At 49.6% G+C, this 17,022-nt stretch carries 16 protein-coding genes; 5 read left to right on the forward strand and 11 right to left on the reverse strand.

The features are described from left to right. Positions 1-209: 209 nt before the first annotated feature. The 3 genes from G451_RS0100250 to sfsA all read right to left on the reverse strand — a co-directional run bounded on the left by G451_RS0100250 (position 210) and on the right by sfsA (position 2,392). Positions 210-512 carry a hypothetical protein gene (locus tag G451_RS0100250; protein ID WP_027182698.1) on the reverse strand — a complete coding sequence of 101 codons (303 nt, stop codon included), beginning with the start codon at positions 510-512 and terminating at the stop codon, positions 210-212. Between the two features lie 55 nt (positions 513-567). Beyond that, positions 568-1,512 carry an FRG domain-containing protein gene (locus G451_RS26590; RefSeq protein WP_084448272.1) on the reverse strand — a complete coding sequence of 315 codons (945 nt, stop codon included), beginning with the start codon at positions 1,510-1,512 and terminating at the stop codon, positions 568-570. Positions 1,513-1,642: 130 nt separating this feature from the next. Beyond that, on the reverse strand, positions 1,643-2,392 hold the full coding sequence (sfsA, locus tag G451_RS0100260; protein WP_027182699.1) for a DNA/RNA nuclease SfsA: 750 nt from the start codon (positions 2,390-2,392) through the stop codon (positions 1,643-1,645). A 236-nt stretch (positions 2,393-2,628) separates the two neighbouring features. Here sfsA and G451_RS0100265 point away from each other — a divergent pair, with 236 nt between their 5' ends. The 3 genes from G451_RS0100265 to G451_RS0100275 all read left to right on the forward strand — a co-directional run bounded on the left by G451_RS0100265 (position 2,629) and on the right by G451_RS0100275 (position 6,686). Then, positions 2,629-3,804: a pyridoxal phosphate-dependent aminotransferase gene (locus tag G451_RS0100265; protein ID WP_027182700.1), complete on the forward strand. Its 1,176-nt coding sequence runs from the start codon at positions 2,629-2,631 to the stop codon at positions 3,802-3,804. A 98-nt stretch (positions 3,805-3,902) separates the two neighbouring features. Beyond that, positions 3,903-5,252, forward strand: a complete 1,350-nt coding sequence (locus G451_RS0100270; protein ID WP_027182701.1) for a hypothetical protein — start codon at positions 3,903-3,905, stop codon at positions 5,250-5,252. A 3-nt stretch (positions 5,253-5,255) separates the two neighbouring features. Then, the gene (locus tag G451_RS0100275; RefSeq protein WP_027182702.1) at positions 5,256-6,686 is read left to right on the forward strand and encodes a sensor histidine kinase; all 1,431 of its coding nucleotides are present in this window, start codon (positions 5,256-5,258) and stop codon (positions 6,684-6,686) included. Between the two features lie 278 nt (positions 6,687-6,964). Here G451_RS0100275 and G451_RS26595 read toward each other — a convergent pair whose 3' ends face one another. Continuing rightward, on the reverse strand, positions 6,965-7,879 hold the full coding sequence (locus G451_RS26595) for a transposase (protein ID WP_034640096.1): 915 nt from the start codon (positions 7,877-7,879) through the stop codon (positions 6,965-6,967). 151 nt (positions 7,880-8,030) lie between these two features. Here G451_RS26595 and G451_RS26600 point away from each other — a divergent pair, with 151 nt between their 5' ends. Continuing rightward, positions 8,031-9,125, forward strand: a complete 1,095-nt coding sequence (locus G451_RS26600) for a PDC sensor domain-containing protein (protein ID WP_051260958.1) — start codon at positions 8,031-8,033, stop codon at positions 9,123-9,125. Positions 9,126-9,240: 115 nt separating this feature from the next. On the opposite strand, the gene G451_RS0100290 is transcribed toward G451_RS26600, so the two are convergent. From G451_RS0100290 to G451_RS34500, 5 genes are all read right to left on the reverse strand, one after another. Next, entirely contained in the window at positions 9,241-9,543 is a 303-nt protein-coding gene (locus G451_RS0100290) for a hypothetical protein (RefSeq protein WP_156921454.1), read from the reverse strand. Positions 9,544-9,821: 278 nt separating this feature from the next. Further along, the gene (locus G451_RS0100300) at positions 9,822-10,235 is read right to left on the reverse strand and encodes a hypothetical protein (RefSeq protein WP_027182705.1); all 414 of its coding nucleotides are present in this window, start codon (positions 10,233-10,235) and stop codon (positions 9,822-9,824) included. Positions 10,236-10,290: 55 nt separating this feature from the next. Further along, positions 10,291-10,605 carry a hypothetical protein gene (locus G451_RS0100305; protein WP_027182706.1) on the reverse strand — a complete coding sequence of 105 codons (315 nt, stop codon included), beginning with the start codon at positions 10,603-10,605 and terminating at the stop codon, positions 10,291-10,293. After that, on the reverse strand, positions 10,602-11,222 hold the full coding sequence (locus G451_RS34495; protein WP_051260959.1) for an RNA polymerase sigma factor: 621 nt from the start codon (positions 11,220-11,222) through the stop codon (positions 10,602-10,604). The genes G451_RS0100305 and G451_RS34495 overlap by 4 nt, the downstream gene beginning before the upstream one ends. A gap of 391 nt (positions 11,223-11,613) precedes the next feature. Next, positions 11,614-12,042, reverse strand: coding sequence for a hypothetical protein (locus tag G451_RS34500; protein ID WP_169727797.1), 429 nt, complete (start codon positions 12,040-12,042; stop codon positions 11,614-11,616). A gap of 201 nt (positions 12,043-12,243) precedes the next feature. Between G451_RS34500 and G451_RS0100320 the strand changes: the two genes are divergently transcribed. Further along, complete coding sequence (locus G451_RS0100320; RefSeq protein ID WP_027182708.1) at positions 12,244-13,800, forward strand: sigma-54-dependent Fis family transcriptional regulator; 1,557 nt, start codon at positions 12,244-12,246, stop codon at positions 13,798-13,800. Between the two features lie 88 nt (positions 13,801-13,888). Here the strand turns inward: G451_RS0100320 and G451_RS0100325 are convergent, their stop codons facing one another. Then, positions 13,889-15,253 carry an MATE family efflux transporter gene (locus G451_RS0100325; RefSeq protein ID WP_027182709.1) on the reverse strand — a complete coding sequence of 455 codons (1,365 nt, stop codon included), beginning with the start codon at positions 15,251-15,253 and terminating at the stop codon, positions 13,889-13,891. A gap of 72 nt (positions 15,254-15,325) precedes the next feature. Next, positions 15,326-16,711, reverse strand: coding sequence for a sugar porter family MFS transporter (locus G451_RS26610; RefSeq protein WP_034640102.1), 1,386 nt, complete (start codon positions 16,709-16,711; stop codon positions 15,326-15,328). Between the last annotated feature and the right edge of the window lie 311 nt (positions 16,712-17,022).

The following is a 17,022-nucleotide window of genomic DNA, read 5'->3' on the forward strand; positions in this document are numbered from 1 at the left end:
AAATACAGCTCCAAAGAAATCATGTCTATATGAGAACCATTTTCTTCTGCTATGAGGATAGGAAAGGGAAGATGTAGCCATCTCTTTTGATTTCTTTGGTTAAATGTTAGTAAATAACATCCAATGTGAAGTCTCTTGCAATTGCTCTGTTTGCATCAATACACACCTGTCCAGCAACTTTTTTCTTAACAGCCGACTGGATGAATGTTTCAAGTCAATTTATTACAGCCTATTAGACCATTCTTTTCAATATCTGATTTTATCACAAATAAAGCCAGCAAGTTAGCCTTCAATAAGAATGACAGTTGGATATTGGGAAAATCGATCAATCTGCTTTGGTATAATTTTTGGAGAAACTGAAGGAAATTGAACTCATGGCTTTTTAATGCCACGCCGAGACAAGACTCAAGAAGCGTTGACGTTGCTTTCCTTTGGGTTTTGTCTGGATCAGGACAGATTGTTGTTGGGTGGAGCTGGAGAGGGGCACACTCATCATTATTTTGCTTCTTCATTTACTCACCCTCCCAACAACTTACAACGTTTATCGCCCAGAAAGCCCCCACCTCATCACAGCTTCTTCAATCGAAATTTAACCCTGCGTCTGCCTGTGTTCGAGTTTTCAGAGACGGGGCGATTTTTTCTTTGGGGTTTTGGTTCTAGAGGTCGACTTGGAAGAGAGTTGGCCGGCAAGCTTGACGCCATTCCCGGCGTAAAGTGATAAATAGTTGGGCTGTAGTGTCGTCGCAGCCAGGCCGCGAGACCATCGAGGCCGGGGAAGAGCACGCGTTCCGTGATGTTGGCTTGATCCAACTTGTCGCGGATTTCCCACTTCAACTTGCTGGGGATGATGATTCTTTTGGCGAGGTTGGGTGTCTGGCTGAGCCAGTCGTCAATGCACGTCGCGGGATCGGACATGACGGAGAAGAGGGCGAATTGGTTGACGATGCGCTCATCCATGGACGGGGGTTCGTAAAAGACAACAAACGGGTCTGACGAGAGCGTGTCGAAATCTTTTATTTTTTTGGCCGCGCGCTCCAGCATGCCCAGGGTGAATGCGTTGGAACCGGTGTATTCCTGTTGTTTTTTCAAGGGTTCTGGCAGGGATTGGTGGGCACGCATGAAGTCGACACACCAGACAACGCCGTCTTTATCGTATTTGTCAATGTTGGCCGTGGCAAAGTGTAGGGCCACAAACGGCGAATAGGTCCAGTCTAAAAATCGTGTGGGAAGGCCGTGATGCTGGCCTATGGTCAACCATTTCCAGTCGGAAAAATATTGATCGACATTGCCAAGCGGGGCGTATTTGCGAAAATTTCTGAGTAAATGGCGTTCCAGTTTCGCAAAGGGGCCGTCTAACCTTCGCAGGCTGGTTTGCAGATTGTAATCTCTATCTGTGAGTCCTCTGAAAACGTAGTTTGAGCGATAACGCTTCAAATCTTCCTGCCAGGATCTTTCGTAGAGAATCTCTATAAGATTCTCCCAGCTTTCGACGTCTTGCTCAATGATGCTCATGGATGCGCTCTGTGTTGGGTGTTCAGTGTTCGTTGAGAGCGAATGCGATGCGTCGACGAGTGCATCTTGTCTTTCATAAGTCATACTTACGCGAACAATGGGGTTCTTTGAAGAGAAAGAATGCTCTTTATCACTCCTGTATGACTGGTAAACGTTCTCCCAAATCGATTCCAGCCGGACTCAGGATGGCTTGGTACGCCCACATTTCGACGCCAGCCTCTTGAGCACGATAGAATGTTTTGGCGAAATGGGGGTCAATATAGTCGGCCGGGGCAAAGCAGTGGCCGTCGGGGCGTTGAATGAGATAAAAAACCACCGCTCGTGTGTTCGGTTCGGCGGTAAGGCGTATCAGTTCTTCGAGATGTTTCGCACCGCGTTCGGTGACGGCATCGGGAAAAGCGGCGACATCGTCTTCAACCATGGTGACATTTTTTGTTTCAATCCAGATTTGGCCGCTCGGTCCGGTAAGCAGTGCATCAAGACGACCGTGGGCAAAGGCTGGTTCGGTTTTAATCTGTTCCATACCCGCGGTTTCCGGAAGACGATTTGCCAAGAACGCTGCTTTGATCATTCTGTTTGGCGTAAGAGTATTGACGCCAACCCAGAATCCGGAATCACCGCCGAGACGGACCATTTCCAGCGTGTGCGGCAACTTCCGTTTCGGGTTGGAGCTGACCGAAAGCAAGACTTCTTGTCCTGGATGCAGCAGGCCGAGCATGCTGCCGGAATTATTGGTATGAACCCAAAATGTTTCGTTGCCTGACGCAACTTCGACAAGAAAACGTTTACTTCGTCGTAAAAAACGTGCCGACAGAGTAGGGCCAAGAGGGACAAGCGGTTGTGATTGTTTATTGTTTTTTTCGAAGTCTGGTTGACACATGCAATTTACCTTCACTTGATTTTCCACTACAAGAATCGGGTTCGACCGTGACGCGTATACATACGTGGACACGGCGAAGGCAAGACCGGCCATTGTGCGGCGCGTATCCCGTCCGCGCCCGGCCTTGTTCAATCGTCTCATTGGGTGTGAGACATGTCTTGGACCTGATGCCTTGCGCGGCCGCGAGGCTCTTTCATTAACGAAAAACATATAAAACAACAAAAAGGCGGGGCCGCATGGAATTTTCTCTTAAACTGTCCAAGATCAAGCCTTCAGCAACAATGGCGATGAACGCCAAAGCACAAGAGCTGCGGGCACAGGGCAAAAAAATCGTGAGTCTGGCCGTGGGCGAGCCCGATTTCAACACGCCCGACCATGTCAAACAGGCGGCCATTGACGCCATAAACGACAATTTCACCCGCTACACTCCGGTTCCGGGTATTCCTGGATTACGTGACGCTGCGGCAGGATACTTCAAGACCTTTTATGGGGTCGAATCAGGGCCGGAAACCATTATTATTACGAATGGCGGCAAGCAGTCGCTTTATAATATTTTTACCGCCCTGCTCAATCCCGGAGATGAAGTTCTGATTCCTGCACCGTATTGGGTCAGTTATCCCGACATGGTGCTTCTGGCGTCGGGGGATCCCGTCATTGTGCCCACAACGCAGGAAAGCGGATTTCTCACCTCTCCGGAAGAACTGGATAAGTACTGGACGCCGCGCACCCGCATTTTGGTGCTGAATTCTCCGTCCAACCCTACGGGATGCACGTATCCAAAAGACAAGCTCGATGCGATTGCGGCCTGGGCCGTGGAGCGCAATATTTTGGTTGTTTCCGATGAAATTTACGACCAACTTGTCTATCCTCCAGCCGAACCGGCCTCGCTGTCTCCCTGGTTTGCCAAGTATCCTGAGCATTTTGCCATTTGCAATGGATTGGCGAAGAGCTTTGCTATGACAGGCTGGCGTGTCGGGTTCTGTATGGCTCATCCCGACTTAATCAAGGCCATGAACAAAATTCAGGGCCAGCAGACATCCAATATCTGTTCGATTGCACAGAAAGCGGCCTTGGCCGCTTTGACCGGATCTTTTGAAGGGGTGAAGGTGATGCGTGAGGCGTTTGAGCGACGTCGTGACCTCGCGTTGTCGATTATTTCGGCCTGGCCTGGCGTACACTGTGTGAAACCGGATGGTGCTTTCTATCTCTTCCCGGATTTGTCGACGTTTTATAACGATGCTGTCACGGGATCCGCCGATCTTGCCAAAATCATTTTGGAACAGGCCGAAGTCGCGACCGTTCCAGGCGTTGCGTTCGGTGATGACCGATGCGTGCGTTTTTCTTACGCTGTGGCAGACGAGGTTTTGACCGATGCCCTGAATCGGGTGGGTGAGGTATTGACGCGGCTGTAAGTTCTTGGGAAAAGATGAGACAATAGACAAGGAACGAGGCCCGTCACGGGCCTCGACACTCAGCATTTTGCCAGCGATCAGTCAGCAAGGAGAATCCTATGGCCGGCACCATTTTGGACTGGACCCACGCGTATCCATCTTCCATGCACCAAGGCGAAGCCAAGGCACGCATTCCTGAATTCGTGGACCGGTTCACCGAAGCCGTATGCAGTTCCGAGGGCGGCAAGCTCCCATTTCTGAATTTGCCCCACTGGAAGACTCTGCTTGCCAAACTCAAAGAGCTGCAGCCGTTTCTTTCCAAATTTGATCACATGTTGCTGCTTGGTATTGGCGGCTCGGCTCTTGGAGCCAAAGCTCTGCGGCGAGCGTTTTATACCGAACAGGATCGGCCGGGCCATAATGGTCCATGGTTGTGGGTGGCGGATAATGTCGATGTGAACACGCTCGACGCCTTTTTCACCAAACTTCCTCCGGAAAAGACTGTTATTGTTCCGGTAAGCCGCTCGGGAAACACCCTGGAAACCGTGAGCCAATATCTTTTGGCGGTTCAATGGTTGCACGATTATCTCGGCTCCAAATGGACCGACCATGTGTGTGCCATCACCGGGGAAACTGGTTTTCTGCGCGACGAAGTCAATACGCACCAACTGCAGAACGTGACGATTGCGCCGTTCATGAGCGGTCGATATTCCGTCTTTTCGGCAGCCGGTCTGGTTCCGGCAGAGTTTCTGGGGATCGATTATAAGGCGATCGGGGAAGGGGCACTCGATATTTCGAGCCCGTTGTTTAACGATGTTCTAACGGTACAGTCGTTATCCAAGCATCCGGCCTGGAAACTGGCGACCTGGAGTTGGTCGTTGCTCAACCACGGTTTCAACCAGCTTATCATGTTCAATTATATTCCGAGCTGGGAACCGTTTAGTGATTGGTTCTCTCACCTGTGGGCGCAAAGCCTCGGACGCGAAGCCAAAGGCGGAACACCGCTGACGGCCAACGGCGTATCGGCGCATCACTCTCACTTGCAGTTGTATCTCGAAGGGCCGCGTGACAAGGGTTGTATCATGTTAACCTGCCCGAATTTGCCGCAAGGTCTCTATTTTCCAGATAATACGCCTTCGTCACATGAGTATCTCAAGCAAAAAAGACTGGGCGAGTTGCATCAGGCGGAATCGTTGTGCAGTGCCATCGCACTGAGTGAAGCGAACGTGCCCCTGATGGAGCTGCAAATGGAAGGCAATGACCTGCGCAATGCCGGTCGCTTCTTTGCTTTGATGGAACTGACCACGCTCTTTTTGTCTTGGTTGATCGATATTCCAGCGACAAGCAAGCCGGCAGTTCGGCGTCTCAACCAGCTTGTGAAGGCCCATTTAGGGCAAGAAGGGCTGGCCGATGAAAAGGCCGCTGTCGAGACCTTTTTGTGGGAAGAGAAACAACGGCAGGAGTTCTAAGCTGTGACCAAGGCTCCGACGCAAGAAGATGATGAATCGTTCGGGTTGCTTAAAGTCGTTTCCTGGAGTTCGATTGTCCTGATCTTGCTGTCGGGCCTTGTTCTCTCGATTTTTCTCGCCAATTACACCCGCCGCTCCATTCTGGAGCGGCAGCAGGAATTTGCTCTCCTTCTCGCGGAAAATCTGAATCACCAGATTTTCACTCGATTCACGTTGCCGGCCGTTGTTCGGTACGGTGGCGTGGAATTGCAGCAAAAAGAACAATACGAATTGCTTGAAAAGGTGATCACGTCGACAACACATAGTTTTCACGTGATGGAAGTTCGTATTTACGGATTCAATCGTGACGTTTCCTATGCCACGGATAAAGCGCTCGTCGGCCGACGGGACATGGCAGGGGAAGCCGTCGAAAAGGCGATTGAAGAAGGAACGACGAGTTTTCAACTTGTCAGTCGTGTCGATAATCTGCTCGCGATTTTCGACTTTCGAGCCAAGCCGGAAACTGTGGTGTTGCGGACCTATTACCCGTTACGTGCCGAGCGTGCTTTGGATGAAGCCGGCCCGATCACCGGGGTTCTGGAGCTCTCGCAGGATATTAGCCAGGACTATCAAAACGTCATTATTTTTCAGCGTATTATTATTTTGTCGGCGCTCGGTGTCTCGGTGGCGCTGGCGCTCGTTGTGCGGATGATCCTCAAGAGGGCTGATCGCGTTATTTTCGAGCGTCGCCGGGAGCGTGAACAGCTTGAGCGTGAATTGCAGCAACAGGAACGACTCGCCAGCATGGGACGCGTGGTCGCCGGTATTGCGCATGAAATTCGTAACCCTCTCGGTATTATTCGGAGCACGGCTGAACTGCTCGTCAGCAAAAACAAAGATGCTACCGATATCAACAAGAAGTTGCTTCAGGCTATTTTTGATGAATCCAAACGATTGAGCAAAACCGTGACGGACTTTCTCGACTACGCTCGCCCCAAAGCCCCACGGGTTGAGGATGTCGATGTCAGTCGCTTGCTCGACCAGGCGCTTACGTTCCTCGAACCGAAATGTCACCAACAGAACATCGCGCAACACCGTGAGTACCCCGAACATTTACCGATCAAAGGGGACAAAGACCTGCTGTACCGCGCCGTCTATAACATCGTGACCAATGCCATCGACGCCATGGCCAGCGTTCCGGATAAGGATCATAGCTTGACGGTGACAGGAAACGTTGAAGCAGGGCATGTGGTGGTGAGTATTCACGATACCGGGCCTGGATTGTCAAACGAGACCAAAGACAAGCTCCTTGATCCGTTTTTTACGACAAAAGATACCGGCACCGGCTTGGGATTAGCCATTACCGCCAATATCCTGGAGAGCCACGAAGCAAAACTTGAACTCGATAATGCTCCGGACGGTGGTGCGAGCTTTACGATGACGTTTCCGGCGTAAGCGGTATGTTTTTCGTCAAGAATAGGGGACAGGCGAAATATGTTGGCCTGGTAATTGTTTTCAATGTTACAGGTCGTCAAGCGAGTAGAGCGTGGAGCTTCCTCATGTACATTTGCTGGAGTGCTTGTTTCGAGATGTGTAGCAGTGCGTTGCTATCGCAGAAGCAATGGTGCAACGGCGTAAAAAAGGAAAAGATATCCCATTGTAGTGAGATACTCATGACGAATCGATCGTCATACTGTCACGCGTAGAAAGCTGGGAAAGAGAGAGTGACGCATTTACCCCGTCGACTCCGTCAGTCGTTTGAGCGAGTACATGTCGAGTCCGGAGATATTCTGTGGCGAGCGTTTTGTTGCTCCAGCTAAGCCGAGATGTTGGGCAACGCTGTGAATGAACGACTTGGAGCCGATAATACCGGAATCGGTGAACCAGCGTGTGCGCAGGCGGAAACGTTCGGCTCGTGAGTATGAAAAGTTGGTCTGACGGGTTTGATCGATAAGATCAGTGTTGAGCGTTTTGCCTTTGTTCGATGGTATCGCCCCGGTTTCATAGAGAAACTGCCTGTAAAGGCGTTGTCTTTCTTCCGGCTCAATATCGCTGTCAGCCAGTCCGAAATCCAGGCTGAGCAGGTGGTCGTGATTTCCCGTTTGGAGATGATAGCCAATGGAACTCCATCGGTAGTTCTCTGGCTTGCGTACAATACCTGCGCGTACCGGATTGAGATCAATATATGCCAAACAATTGATCAATGCATGACCATCTTCAACGAGAACACTTTTATATCGCTCTCCCCACAGTGTGCCACGACGAGCATGTCGTTTATTGTAGATGCGTGAAAACGTCTGTTTTATTTCGCGCATAAATTCCGATAAGCTTGTCCATTTGCGTCGAAGTTCCATGAGGCGGTTATGACTGGTGTATGCATCATCACCATAAACCTGTTGGAATCGCATTTGGATATCATGCTCGGCAATACTGTCTTCGGGATGCATTCGAACAAGAAGATGGAAGTGATTGCCCATCAGAGCAAAACCGATGATGTCACAAAAGTAGATTTTGGAGAAACGTCGAATAACAGAGAGTAATATCTCTTTCTCTCCATCGCCAAATGGAAATCCATCCAAAGCAGTACGGGACATAACATGATAGACGCTTGGTCTGTCCTGGAGAAGAAGTCGTGGTGCACGTGGCATGAGCGCCTCGCTGTTAACGTTCGATATTGTATGCAACAATTACCGACAGGTTCATATGGCGTCAACATAATTTGCCTGTCCCCATTTTGCTTTCGTGGAGGAATGGTTTAAGAACATATTCCCATAATTGGTCTATGAGGAGGAATACGGCATGAAGTTGCGTTGCTTGTGGTGTTCGATGTGTCTGATGGTGTTGAGCTTGGTCTGCACTGGACCTGTTACGGCTGCTGATGAAGGAAAAAGTCAGGAAGCCCTGGCTCTGGTCCGCATTGTGAGTCTACAAACTGCCGATAATATCGAACTCGGCCTTGGATTATGCGAACGTAGCGTGGAAGCTTTAGGACAGGAATTCGTCAAATTACGCGCTGAAACACCCGTTCCCGATGCGGGCAAAAAAGTTCTCTGGAAAAAGCGTTTCGAACAGCAAGACGACGTCACGTTGTTTGCCTTGCCCGGTCAAAAGTTTGGTCCTATGGCCTTTCAGGCGCCAGCTCCATCGCTTCTTGCCTATACGAATGGAGTCTTTTCCGACGATGTTTTTCGCGACCTGGAAACCTTTGTCCATATTTGGCCGTCGTTTCAGGCTGCGTATAAAACCTTTGGCTATTCCTGGGTCTATCTGACCACTGTGAATGAAGCCTTTCTCATTTATCCGCGCTTACCGCTTAAAGATGCTGTCGCGAATTCTAAACCGACGGAAAAACATTTTTATACAGTTGCCGACTTTGCAAACCGAAAACCCCGGTGGGAGCGGCCGTATCTCGATCTGGCCGGCGCAGGTATGATGGTAACGGTTTCGGCGCCTATGTTTGATGGCGATGCCACTCTTGGGGTTGTTTCTCGTGATGTAACGCTTGACCAAATTAGTCGTAAAGTCCTTGCTGCTTCGACTATGTTGGATGGGTTGACGAGTGTGTTAGTGCTGCCCGACGGGCTTGCGGTGGCCGCGTCCGATACGGCATTGCAAAAGGAAATTGATACCGTCAATAGCAAAGCCAAAGCCGCCGTACTGTATTATCGCGATGCTGCAGGGATCGCCACAGTGAGTGACATGCATGGCATCGCATCGAAGGATGCACTTGCGAATGCTGTTGTGGAAGAAGCTTTAAAACGTGTTCTCGATGCGGGGGATGCGGATGTTCTTGGGTTTACACATCGCGGTCCATCCGGTTCCGCCGCTGTCGCCGTTTCCGGTTCGGTTTCTCCGCCCTGGTTTGTCGTCAGCTTCAAACCAATTTCCGAGTAAGATTACTACGCCATTTAAAAAGGCCCCCTTAGGGGCCTTTTTAAATGGCGGTTTGCGCGCATGTTTGTCGCGTGTCGTCTACGACAGCCGCCATGCTCTTGGGGGGCATGTGATTTTACGCTGCTCTGTACGTTGAACGAGCCTGCTTTCTGGGAGAAAACCGATACAGGTCTTCCTGAATCAGTTTCAACGTACAGAGTGAATATCGTTCCATGCTACCAAGTTCTTTATCGTGCACAGAAACAACGCATTCAATCGTTGTTTCGTTATATAATGTCGCTGTGTGAGTTGCCCCAGAATATGCTTCATCGAATGAAATAAAGCACATTTTTCTTTTCCCATTGACGACAAGAGAGAAGATCATGTCTTCCATATTATGGGGTAAAGCGTGATGATAGTGCGTGTGTAGTCTTCCCATGGAGCACTTCTTCGATACAGGCAGCGAACCGGTCAACGGTAGCGTCAGCCGCGAGAGATCACATTCAACGTATTCAGAATGGTTCTGTTCTTTTGAGGAAGTGTTCGGACAAGATCGCGGAACGTATCAATGCTATGCCTTTGAGTATGTCCGTCGTGATCAAGTCTTGTATACACTCCCGGCCACGTCTCAATTTCAATTTTCACTGGAGTTGACAGGCTGCCTGTATGTTTCTTCATGACCTTTCCCTTGATTCTTGTGAAAGAAAATTTCGTCCCCTACTCTGGGTCTCCAAAGACTTGGCGATCCAATTCTTTTGGGTCGAGTTCCTTTATAGAATGAATCACTGCGATGATGCGGTCCAATTCTGCCTGTTGAGACGGGTTCAAGTCTGGCTTGAACTTATTGACTGTTTCTTCAAAAACGTTATCCATCGCCGGCTTGCATTGCTGGAGAGCCTTCTGGAATTGAGGGCGTGACTGAACAAAAACAGCCTTGGCTTTCTCTTCTTGTTCTTGAGTCAGCCCGAGATGATCGGCAAGTCGGGAAAAGAATGGAGGTACTCCCGCCTTCATCTGGGCATCCATTCGAGCGTGCATCAGGTAGAAGTGATATTGACTCCCCACTACACCGATACCGAGCCCGGAGAAGAAAACGAGTGCAACGACAAACCAGGCTTTCCATGTGCGCATGGATTGACTCCTTTAAAAAATAGAGACTATCAGATATACGGACATATCGGACTCCTTAAATTGGAAATGTTATGATGTAAGACTCCAGATAATGAGCTGCGAGTAAGGCTCTTTCGGCTGCAGCCGACTGCATGGAGATCCAGATCGCAATACCAGTTGCACTTGCCGCCATTCCCCAAGCTGCTGGCCAAAATGAAGCCAGCGATTGTAACAGCGACGGTGTTCTCTGGGCTGCCATGACAGCGGCTTCGGTATGGATTTGGGCCATAACTCCTCGTCGCCAATCCGCATTGAGACGGCCCGAAGGAGCTGTTGTATTGTGCGCGGTGCGCAACATCTTTTCCAATTGAGCGAATTCCTTTTCGTTCATTGTACGTCCTCCACCAAAGCGTCCTGCATAATGGTGCGAAGTTTCTTTCGGGCACGATGGGCCCGTACTTTTACGGCTACTGAACTCATATCCAGCATTTTTGCCGCTTCTGAAACGGAATATTCTTCCAAATGAACCAACGTTACTACCATTCTGTCCTCAGCCGATAAACGACTCAACCCATATTGCAATAGTTCTCGCGAGTCGTCGATGGCTTCCTGTCGGTCATGGTTGTTGAGCGACTCTTCATGCATCAGGCAATCGAGCCAATCTCCACGTCCTGTATCGAGTGTTGCAAACGGTGTTTCGTGACGGGCATACTCCTTACGCCAGAAGTCGAGACATGTGCGCACCGCTATCGTGCGAAGCCAAGCGGGAAAACAGCCGGATTCTTGAAATCCCCCTAACGCATTGAAGGCTCGGATAAACGCATCTTGTGCGACATCCGGTACTTTGTCCGTCGGAACCTTACGGCTTACAATGGAATCCACCAACCCGCTATGTCGACGAACCAACTCTTCGAATCGGTGAACATTCCCTGCTAAAACTGCTGCAACCGCCTGACGGTCCAGTTCGGCCTCGGTCTGCTCCTCGATCTTGTGCTTAGAGAAATTCATTCCATCCTGCCCAGGCCGCGTCTCGAAGCCGGGGGCCCATCCTGTGGCACCCGGTCTGCGAGACGTCAGGCAAAGCGGTTTGCCCAATCCGTAAGGTATCGGTTGCGACGCCTGAATCCATGGTGAACACAACCGAGGATGACAATCGGGACCGTTGGAAATCCTCTCCAAAGGAGAACAAACGTCATCGCTGGATAGTCTATCGTTTTGGAAGAAACGACGGTTACATTTAAGACGAACACGAAGGAGAAAAAGGAGATTTTTATTTGCTAAAGAAGCAGTTAGCTCATCATGAGGGCAATTCGCACGAAAAAGAGTCCGTGCTGGAGAGATGAAAAGAAAAGATATGTACAGCCGATATCCTCTGGAGAAATCGGCTGTACTCCAAGGGTTACTTGGTAATGAGGCGCATAGGCGAGTCAAATTCTCGGCCTGCCCAGTTGTGCCACACTTTGCCGTCTTTATAAAAAAACTTAGACGCATCGACTGTGCTGCGCATGGTGTCTCCATTGATGACAAACGGAGCCCATCCATCATAGGTCCGTCCATGCTTGGGGTCTTTCCAATAGTAATATACGGCGTACTTGTCGCCTTTCTTGATAAGCCAGTAGTCGAAAGTATGTGGCTTGTTGAATTGTGTCGGTGGATCTCGACGCCAGAACCCAAGCAATTCAGGATTGGGTGGAGTGATGACCTTGGCGTAGACAGTCGGTTCACTGGCCACATCTTCTGGAGTAATATGGTACAACCAGGGGCCGGATGAACTGCAACTGATGGCCAAGAACATCAGACTTATCATGATACAGGCAAGTCGTTTCAACGTCCGTCTCCTTTGTTTGGGTGCGAATGTGGTATGCAATCGTACTCTGAGAGGAAGGTCACAAGCAATACTTTTCGTCTTTGCTTCTTGGTTTGTAAAAAACATATCAAAAAAGTAGAGCCGACTGTTGAACTCTTTACACCGGGGTCAGGCAGTGGCAAATTCATTTTGATACCAACGGAGTATAACCACGGGGCAGAAATGAAGAGCACAATGGATCTCGATTTTTTTAAAGCACTTTTTGAGGAAATAGACCCCGGGCGGTTGCAACGGCGATTCCTGGAAACCTTGCTTGGTCTGCAGAATGTCGATCGAGGCTCGTTGTGGATGAAGCAGGGCGATGCTTTTGTTTGTGTGGAAGCTGTAGGCAGTCAGCATGACCAGATTCTTGGCGTCTCCATTGATGCCAATCGACCGAGTCTTGTGAAATGGATCGTTGAAAATGGAAAAATGGCGATTGCCGAAGCTGGAAAAGATCAGCGTCACTTCAAAGAACTTGAAGCCGATCTTGATGAAAAAAGTACACTTATACTTGGTTTCCCCTTGATCCTGAAGAATGGTCAAGTCTATGGCGTGCTTGAAATTATCGATACGAGTGCTCGAGGCAGTCGTCTTAATCTTGATAAGGATTATCTCAATCTGCTCACAAGTCTTGTCACGATAGCTTCCATGGCGTTATCAAATTCCATTTCTTATTCTGATACCATAGAAGAAAACCGTGGGCTGAAAAAAACACTTAATGAACTCCGAGGCCACTCGCCTATTATCGGCCAGAGCAAGGTTTTGCTTTCAGTGCTCAAAACCGCTCGCGACTATGCCAAGACCGATTTTCCAGTGTTGATCACTGGAGAATCCGGTACAGGAAAGGATCTCATTGCCCAGGAAATTCATCGACGCAGTCGGCGTGCCGATAAGCCGTTTTTTGTCCAGAATTGTTCGGCCATTCCTGAGACATTACTCGAAAGTGAATTGTTCGGTTATAAAAAAGGTGCGTTTACCGGGGCGGATAAAGACAAAGTCGGTCTCTTTGAAGCAGCGGATGGTGGAACGATTTTTCTCGATGAAATCGGTGATATGCCGGTGAGCCTCCAGGCGCGCATTCTTCGCGTTATTCAGAATAACGAAATCAAACCGTTGGGCGGAGCCAAAGCTAAGACCATCGACGTTCGTTTAGTTTCAGCCACGAACAAGGATCTAGCGCAAGCGATCGACTCGGGCGAGTTCCGAGAGGATTTGTTTTATCGACTGAATGTGCTGCCCCTCCATATGCCGCCGTTACGTGATCGTACTGAAGATATTCCGCTTCTTCTGAATTATTTTTTGAAGCGTGATGGAAAGCATGTCGATAATGAATGCCGTGAATTTGCTCCGGAAACGCTTGAACTCCTTTCCTGTTATCCGTGGAAGGGGAATGTCCGTGAGATGGAGAACTTCGTGAAGTTTCTTTTAGCAACTGTGGGGAGTTCCATTATCAGACCATCGCATTTGCCTCCGCAATATCGCAATGAAGCGCCGAACTCTCCACGACCGACGATGGCTCCTCTTGCCGGAGCCGCGCCGACATTGACGTCTTCCTCCGAGATGAGCGAAGTGACTGAAGATCCATTCGAAGGGCGTTCATGGGAAGATGTGGAACGTGAATATGCGATTTATCTTTTGGAAAAACACAAATGGAACGTGACAAGCGCTGCTAAAGAAGCCGGGCTTAATCGTTCAACCTTTGATTCTCGGCTGAAAAAACTCCACGTCGAACGATAGCGGGGCCCCTAGAGGGGGCCGATGACGACTCGCTTTGCGCTCTTACGGGGCGGATGAAACGTTGGTATTCTCTCCGTCCTTCAAATCGCTATTGCTTTTTTTCGGTGCATCCGCGTTGCGCGTTCAGGACTCGGCGAGCGTAAAAGAAGGAGATGCCCGCCGACAGCCAATTGATGACGAATACGCTCCACCAGATGCCAGGAAGTCGAAAGTCCAAGGCGACGGCAAAAAGCGAAAAGAGGGCGGCCGGGGCAAGAAGCTGGCGGAACAGGCCGATATAAATGGCGAACATGGGGAGCTTCATGCCTTGTAATGCCGCTACGTGAACAAACAAGACGACATAGGCATAGAGAAGAAATGCCATGACGCGCAAATAGTCTGTGCCTATGTCGATGACTGCCGGATCGTCGGTAAACAGTGTGACGAGGGGATTGGCGAAGAAAAAGACTATGGCTGTACCCAAAGCCATAATAACAAAACCGTATCGCAATGCGGTATTCAGTGTTTCATGAATACGATCATAGCGACCGGCGCCACAGTTTTGGGCAACAATGGATAACGTCGCAATATTAAGTCCAATGGATGGAAGAAGGATAATTTGTTCAATGCGAGTCGCGACACCATAGGCAGCAACCGGAGCTTTGCCGAAAAGGGAAAAAAAGTAGGTGATAACAAAAATTCCGATGCCAATGGTGGCGAAATTACAGCTTGCCGGCAATCCCTGGTAGGCGATTTCAGTAATGATCGCTGGTTTGGGCAATAACCGCTTGAGATGAATATGTTCGAGCAAGCCGCTATCGAAGCACTTCTTGACGAGATATAGAAGGCCTAACGCCTGAATAAGGATCGTCGCCAGCGCAATACCGGCAATACCCATGGCCGGCAATCCGAACCCTCCATAAATAAACCAGGGGTCAAGCCCGATATTGAGTATGGAACCGACAATGAGGAAGTTCCGAAATGGTCTGGTGTCGCCGCGGGCGTTGAGGAGTGAATTGACAACGAAATTGAGCACAAAGAACACAGCGCCGAAGAAGATGACATTCATATAGTCGAGACAAATGTCCAAATACTCTCCGGTGGCACCAAGAATTCCGAATAGACTCGGGGCAACAATCAATCCCAAAAATGTCAGCCCTATGCCGAGAAGAGCAGAAAACATCACGGCCTGAAGAAAGTACAAACGTGCTTGTGAGGGATCGTTTTTCCCTAAGGCTGCCCCAATCAATGCTGTCGCACCGACAGCCATGCCCTGCGCGACGGCGATGATGATGAAATATACCGGAAATGATAAGGAAAGCGCCGCAAGGGATTGGGTGGAAAGTTGTCCTCCCCAGTATGTGTCGACCACGTTGAACATGGTGTTGAAGAAAAAGCCGATACTGGCCGGAATGGCGACTTGACGAATAAGAGGGCCGACGGAACCCTGGGTGAGATCAAAACTGATTTTCATAGTACATCCGAGAGGTACAAAACAAAGCGGCCGGGGGGCCGGCCGCTGAAGTGGTGAGAGAGGAGTCGCTTATCAACGACCAAGTTCGCGCGCTGGCTTTCCGGCATAGAGGTTTTTTTCAATCTGCTCAAGAGGCACCCCTTTGGTTTCGGGGATATACTTCCAAGTGAACCATATTCCGAAAATGCCAATCGTTGCATATAACCAAAACGCACCGGGACGTCCTAATACATCGATGATGGAAAGGAATGTCAAAGCAATAATAAAATTGAAGAGCCAGTTGGCAAGGGTAGCCACGCTCATGCCAATGCCACGGATTTGGAGTGGATAGACTTCCGAAATCATAAGCCAGGCAATAGGTCCTAATGATACGGCAAACGAAGCGATATACACGAAGAGGCTCCCAAGTGCGTACCACTTGAGCGATGCACCCAATATATCGGTTAAAGCAAACGCTCCCCCGAGTACGGCCAGGCTGAGGACCATTCCGGAAAGTCCTAAGTAGAGGAGAGGTTTTCTTCCCCACATGTCGACGAGTCGAATGGCGACAATCGTCATAAGCACATTGACCACTCCGACGCCGACTGTTGCTGAAATTGCCGCTCGGGCAGATTCGAAACCGGCCATTTCGAAGATTGTCGGGGCGTAATAAATAACCGTGTTGATACCTGTGGCTTGCTGGACGACCATAATGCCAACGCCGATCAACAATGCCGGACGCACTGCCGGGGCGAACAGATCGGAAAAAGATCCGCTTTTTTCAACCTTCAGAGATCGTTTGATACGTCGATATTCTTCCTCGGCATGATGAGGATCAATACGTCCGAGTACGCGTTGAGCCTCGCTTTCGTACTGCTTGCTTGCCAACCAACGGGGAGTACGTGGTAAAAAGAGCATGCCGATACCGAGGACGAGCGCAGGAAAAAGACCGGCCAGAAACATATACCGCCAGCCGCCATCCCATGTGGCAAAATAATGGTCGATGAGATACGAGACCACAATTCCTATGGTGATCATGAGCTGGTTGAGCGAGACGAGCGCTCCACGGATTTCTTGCGGGGATATTTCACTTAAATACAGCGGTACGGCAAACGACGCAACTCCAATGCCAAGGCCGACAACGATGCGGCCGAGCACAAGATGTACCGCGTCCGCCGCAAACCCGGTCCAGAGAGAACCCAGGCCGAAAATAATGGCCGTCACAATGATGACGTTACGACGTCCGAATCGGTCGACGATTTTCCCGCTGGAGGCTGCGCCGATAATGCAACCCACAAGCACAGCGCTCACCACCAATTCTTGGTAGAGATTGCTTAAAGCAAAATCTTTTTTGATGAACAGCAAAGCTCCGGAGATGACGCCGGTATCAAAGCCGAACAATAATCCCCCAGTTGCTGCTACCGCGGCAATAATAATGATGATAAGCGTGGCGTGATGTATTTTGTTCCGCTCGTCCATGTCATCCCCCTCATTGTGAATTGAATAGATCGTGAGACGGACCACGCATTGCCGTCTCTTCACTGGTTATGCCCTGGGAATACCAAAAAATACAAGATGAAAGTTGATTGGAGTGGTGATGAGAATCATTGGGGGGAATCTCATAGCAGCAGAACTGGATTGTACGCTTTTCATCTTGTCTTTTCTCTTCATTTTCATGTATATGAAATGTTAATTTGATATTAACAAAAAAAAATTTCTGTAAAATGTGGCATTGCTCCCTGTGCTGGACGGAAGGTATTGGTCATTTGACCAGTCATAAACTGGCAGGA

It is taken from the genome of Desulfovibrio inopinatus DSM 10711 (genome assembly GCF_000429305.1).
Lineage (GTDB): Bacteria > Desulfobacterota > Desulfovibrionia > Desulfovibrionales > Desulfovibrionaceae > Alteridesulfovibrio > Alteridesulfovibrio inopinatus.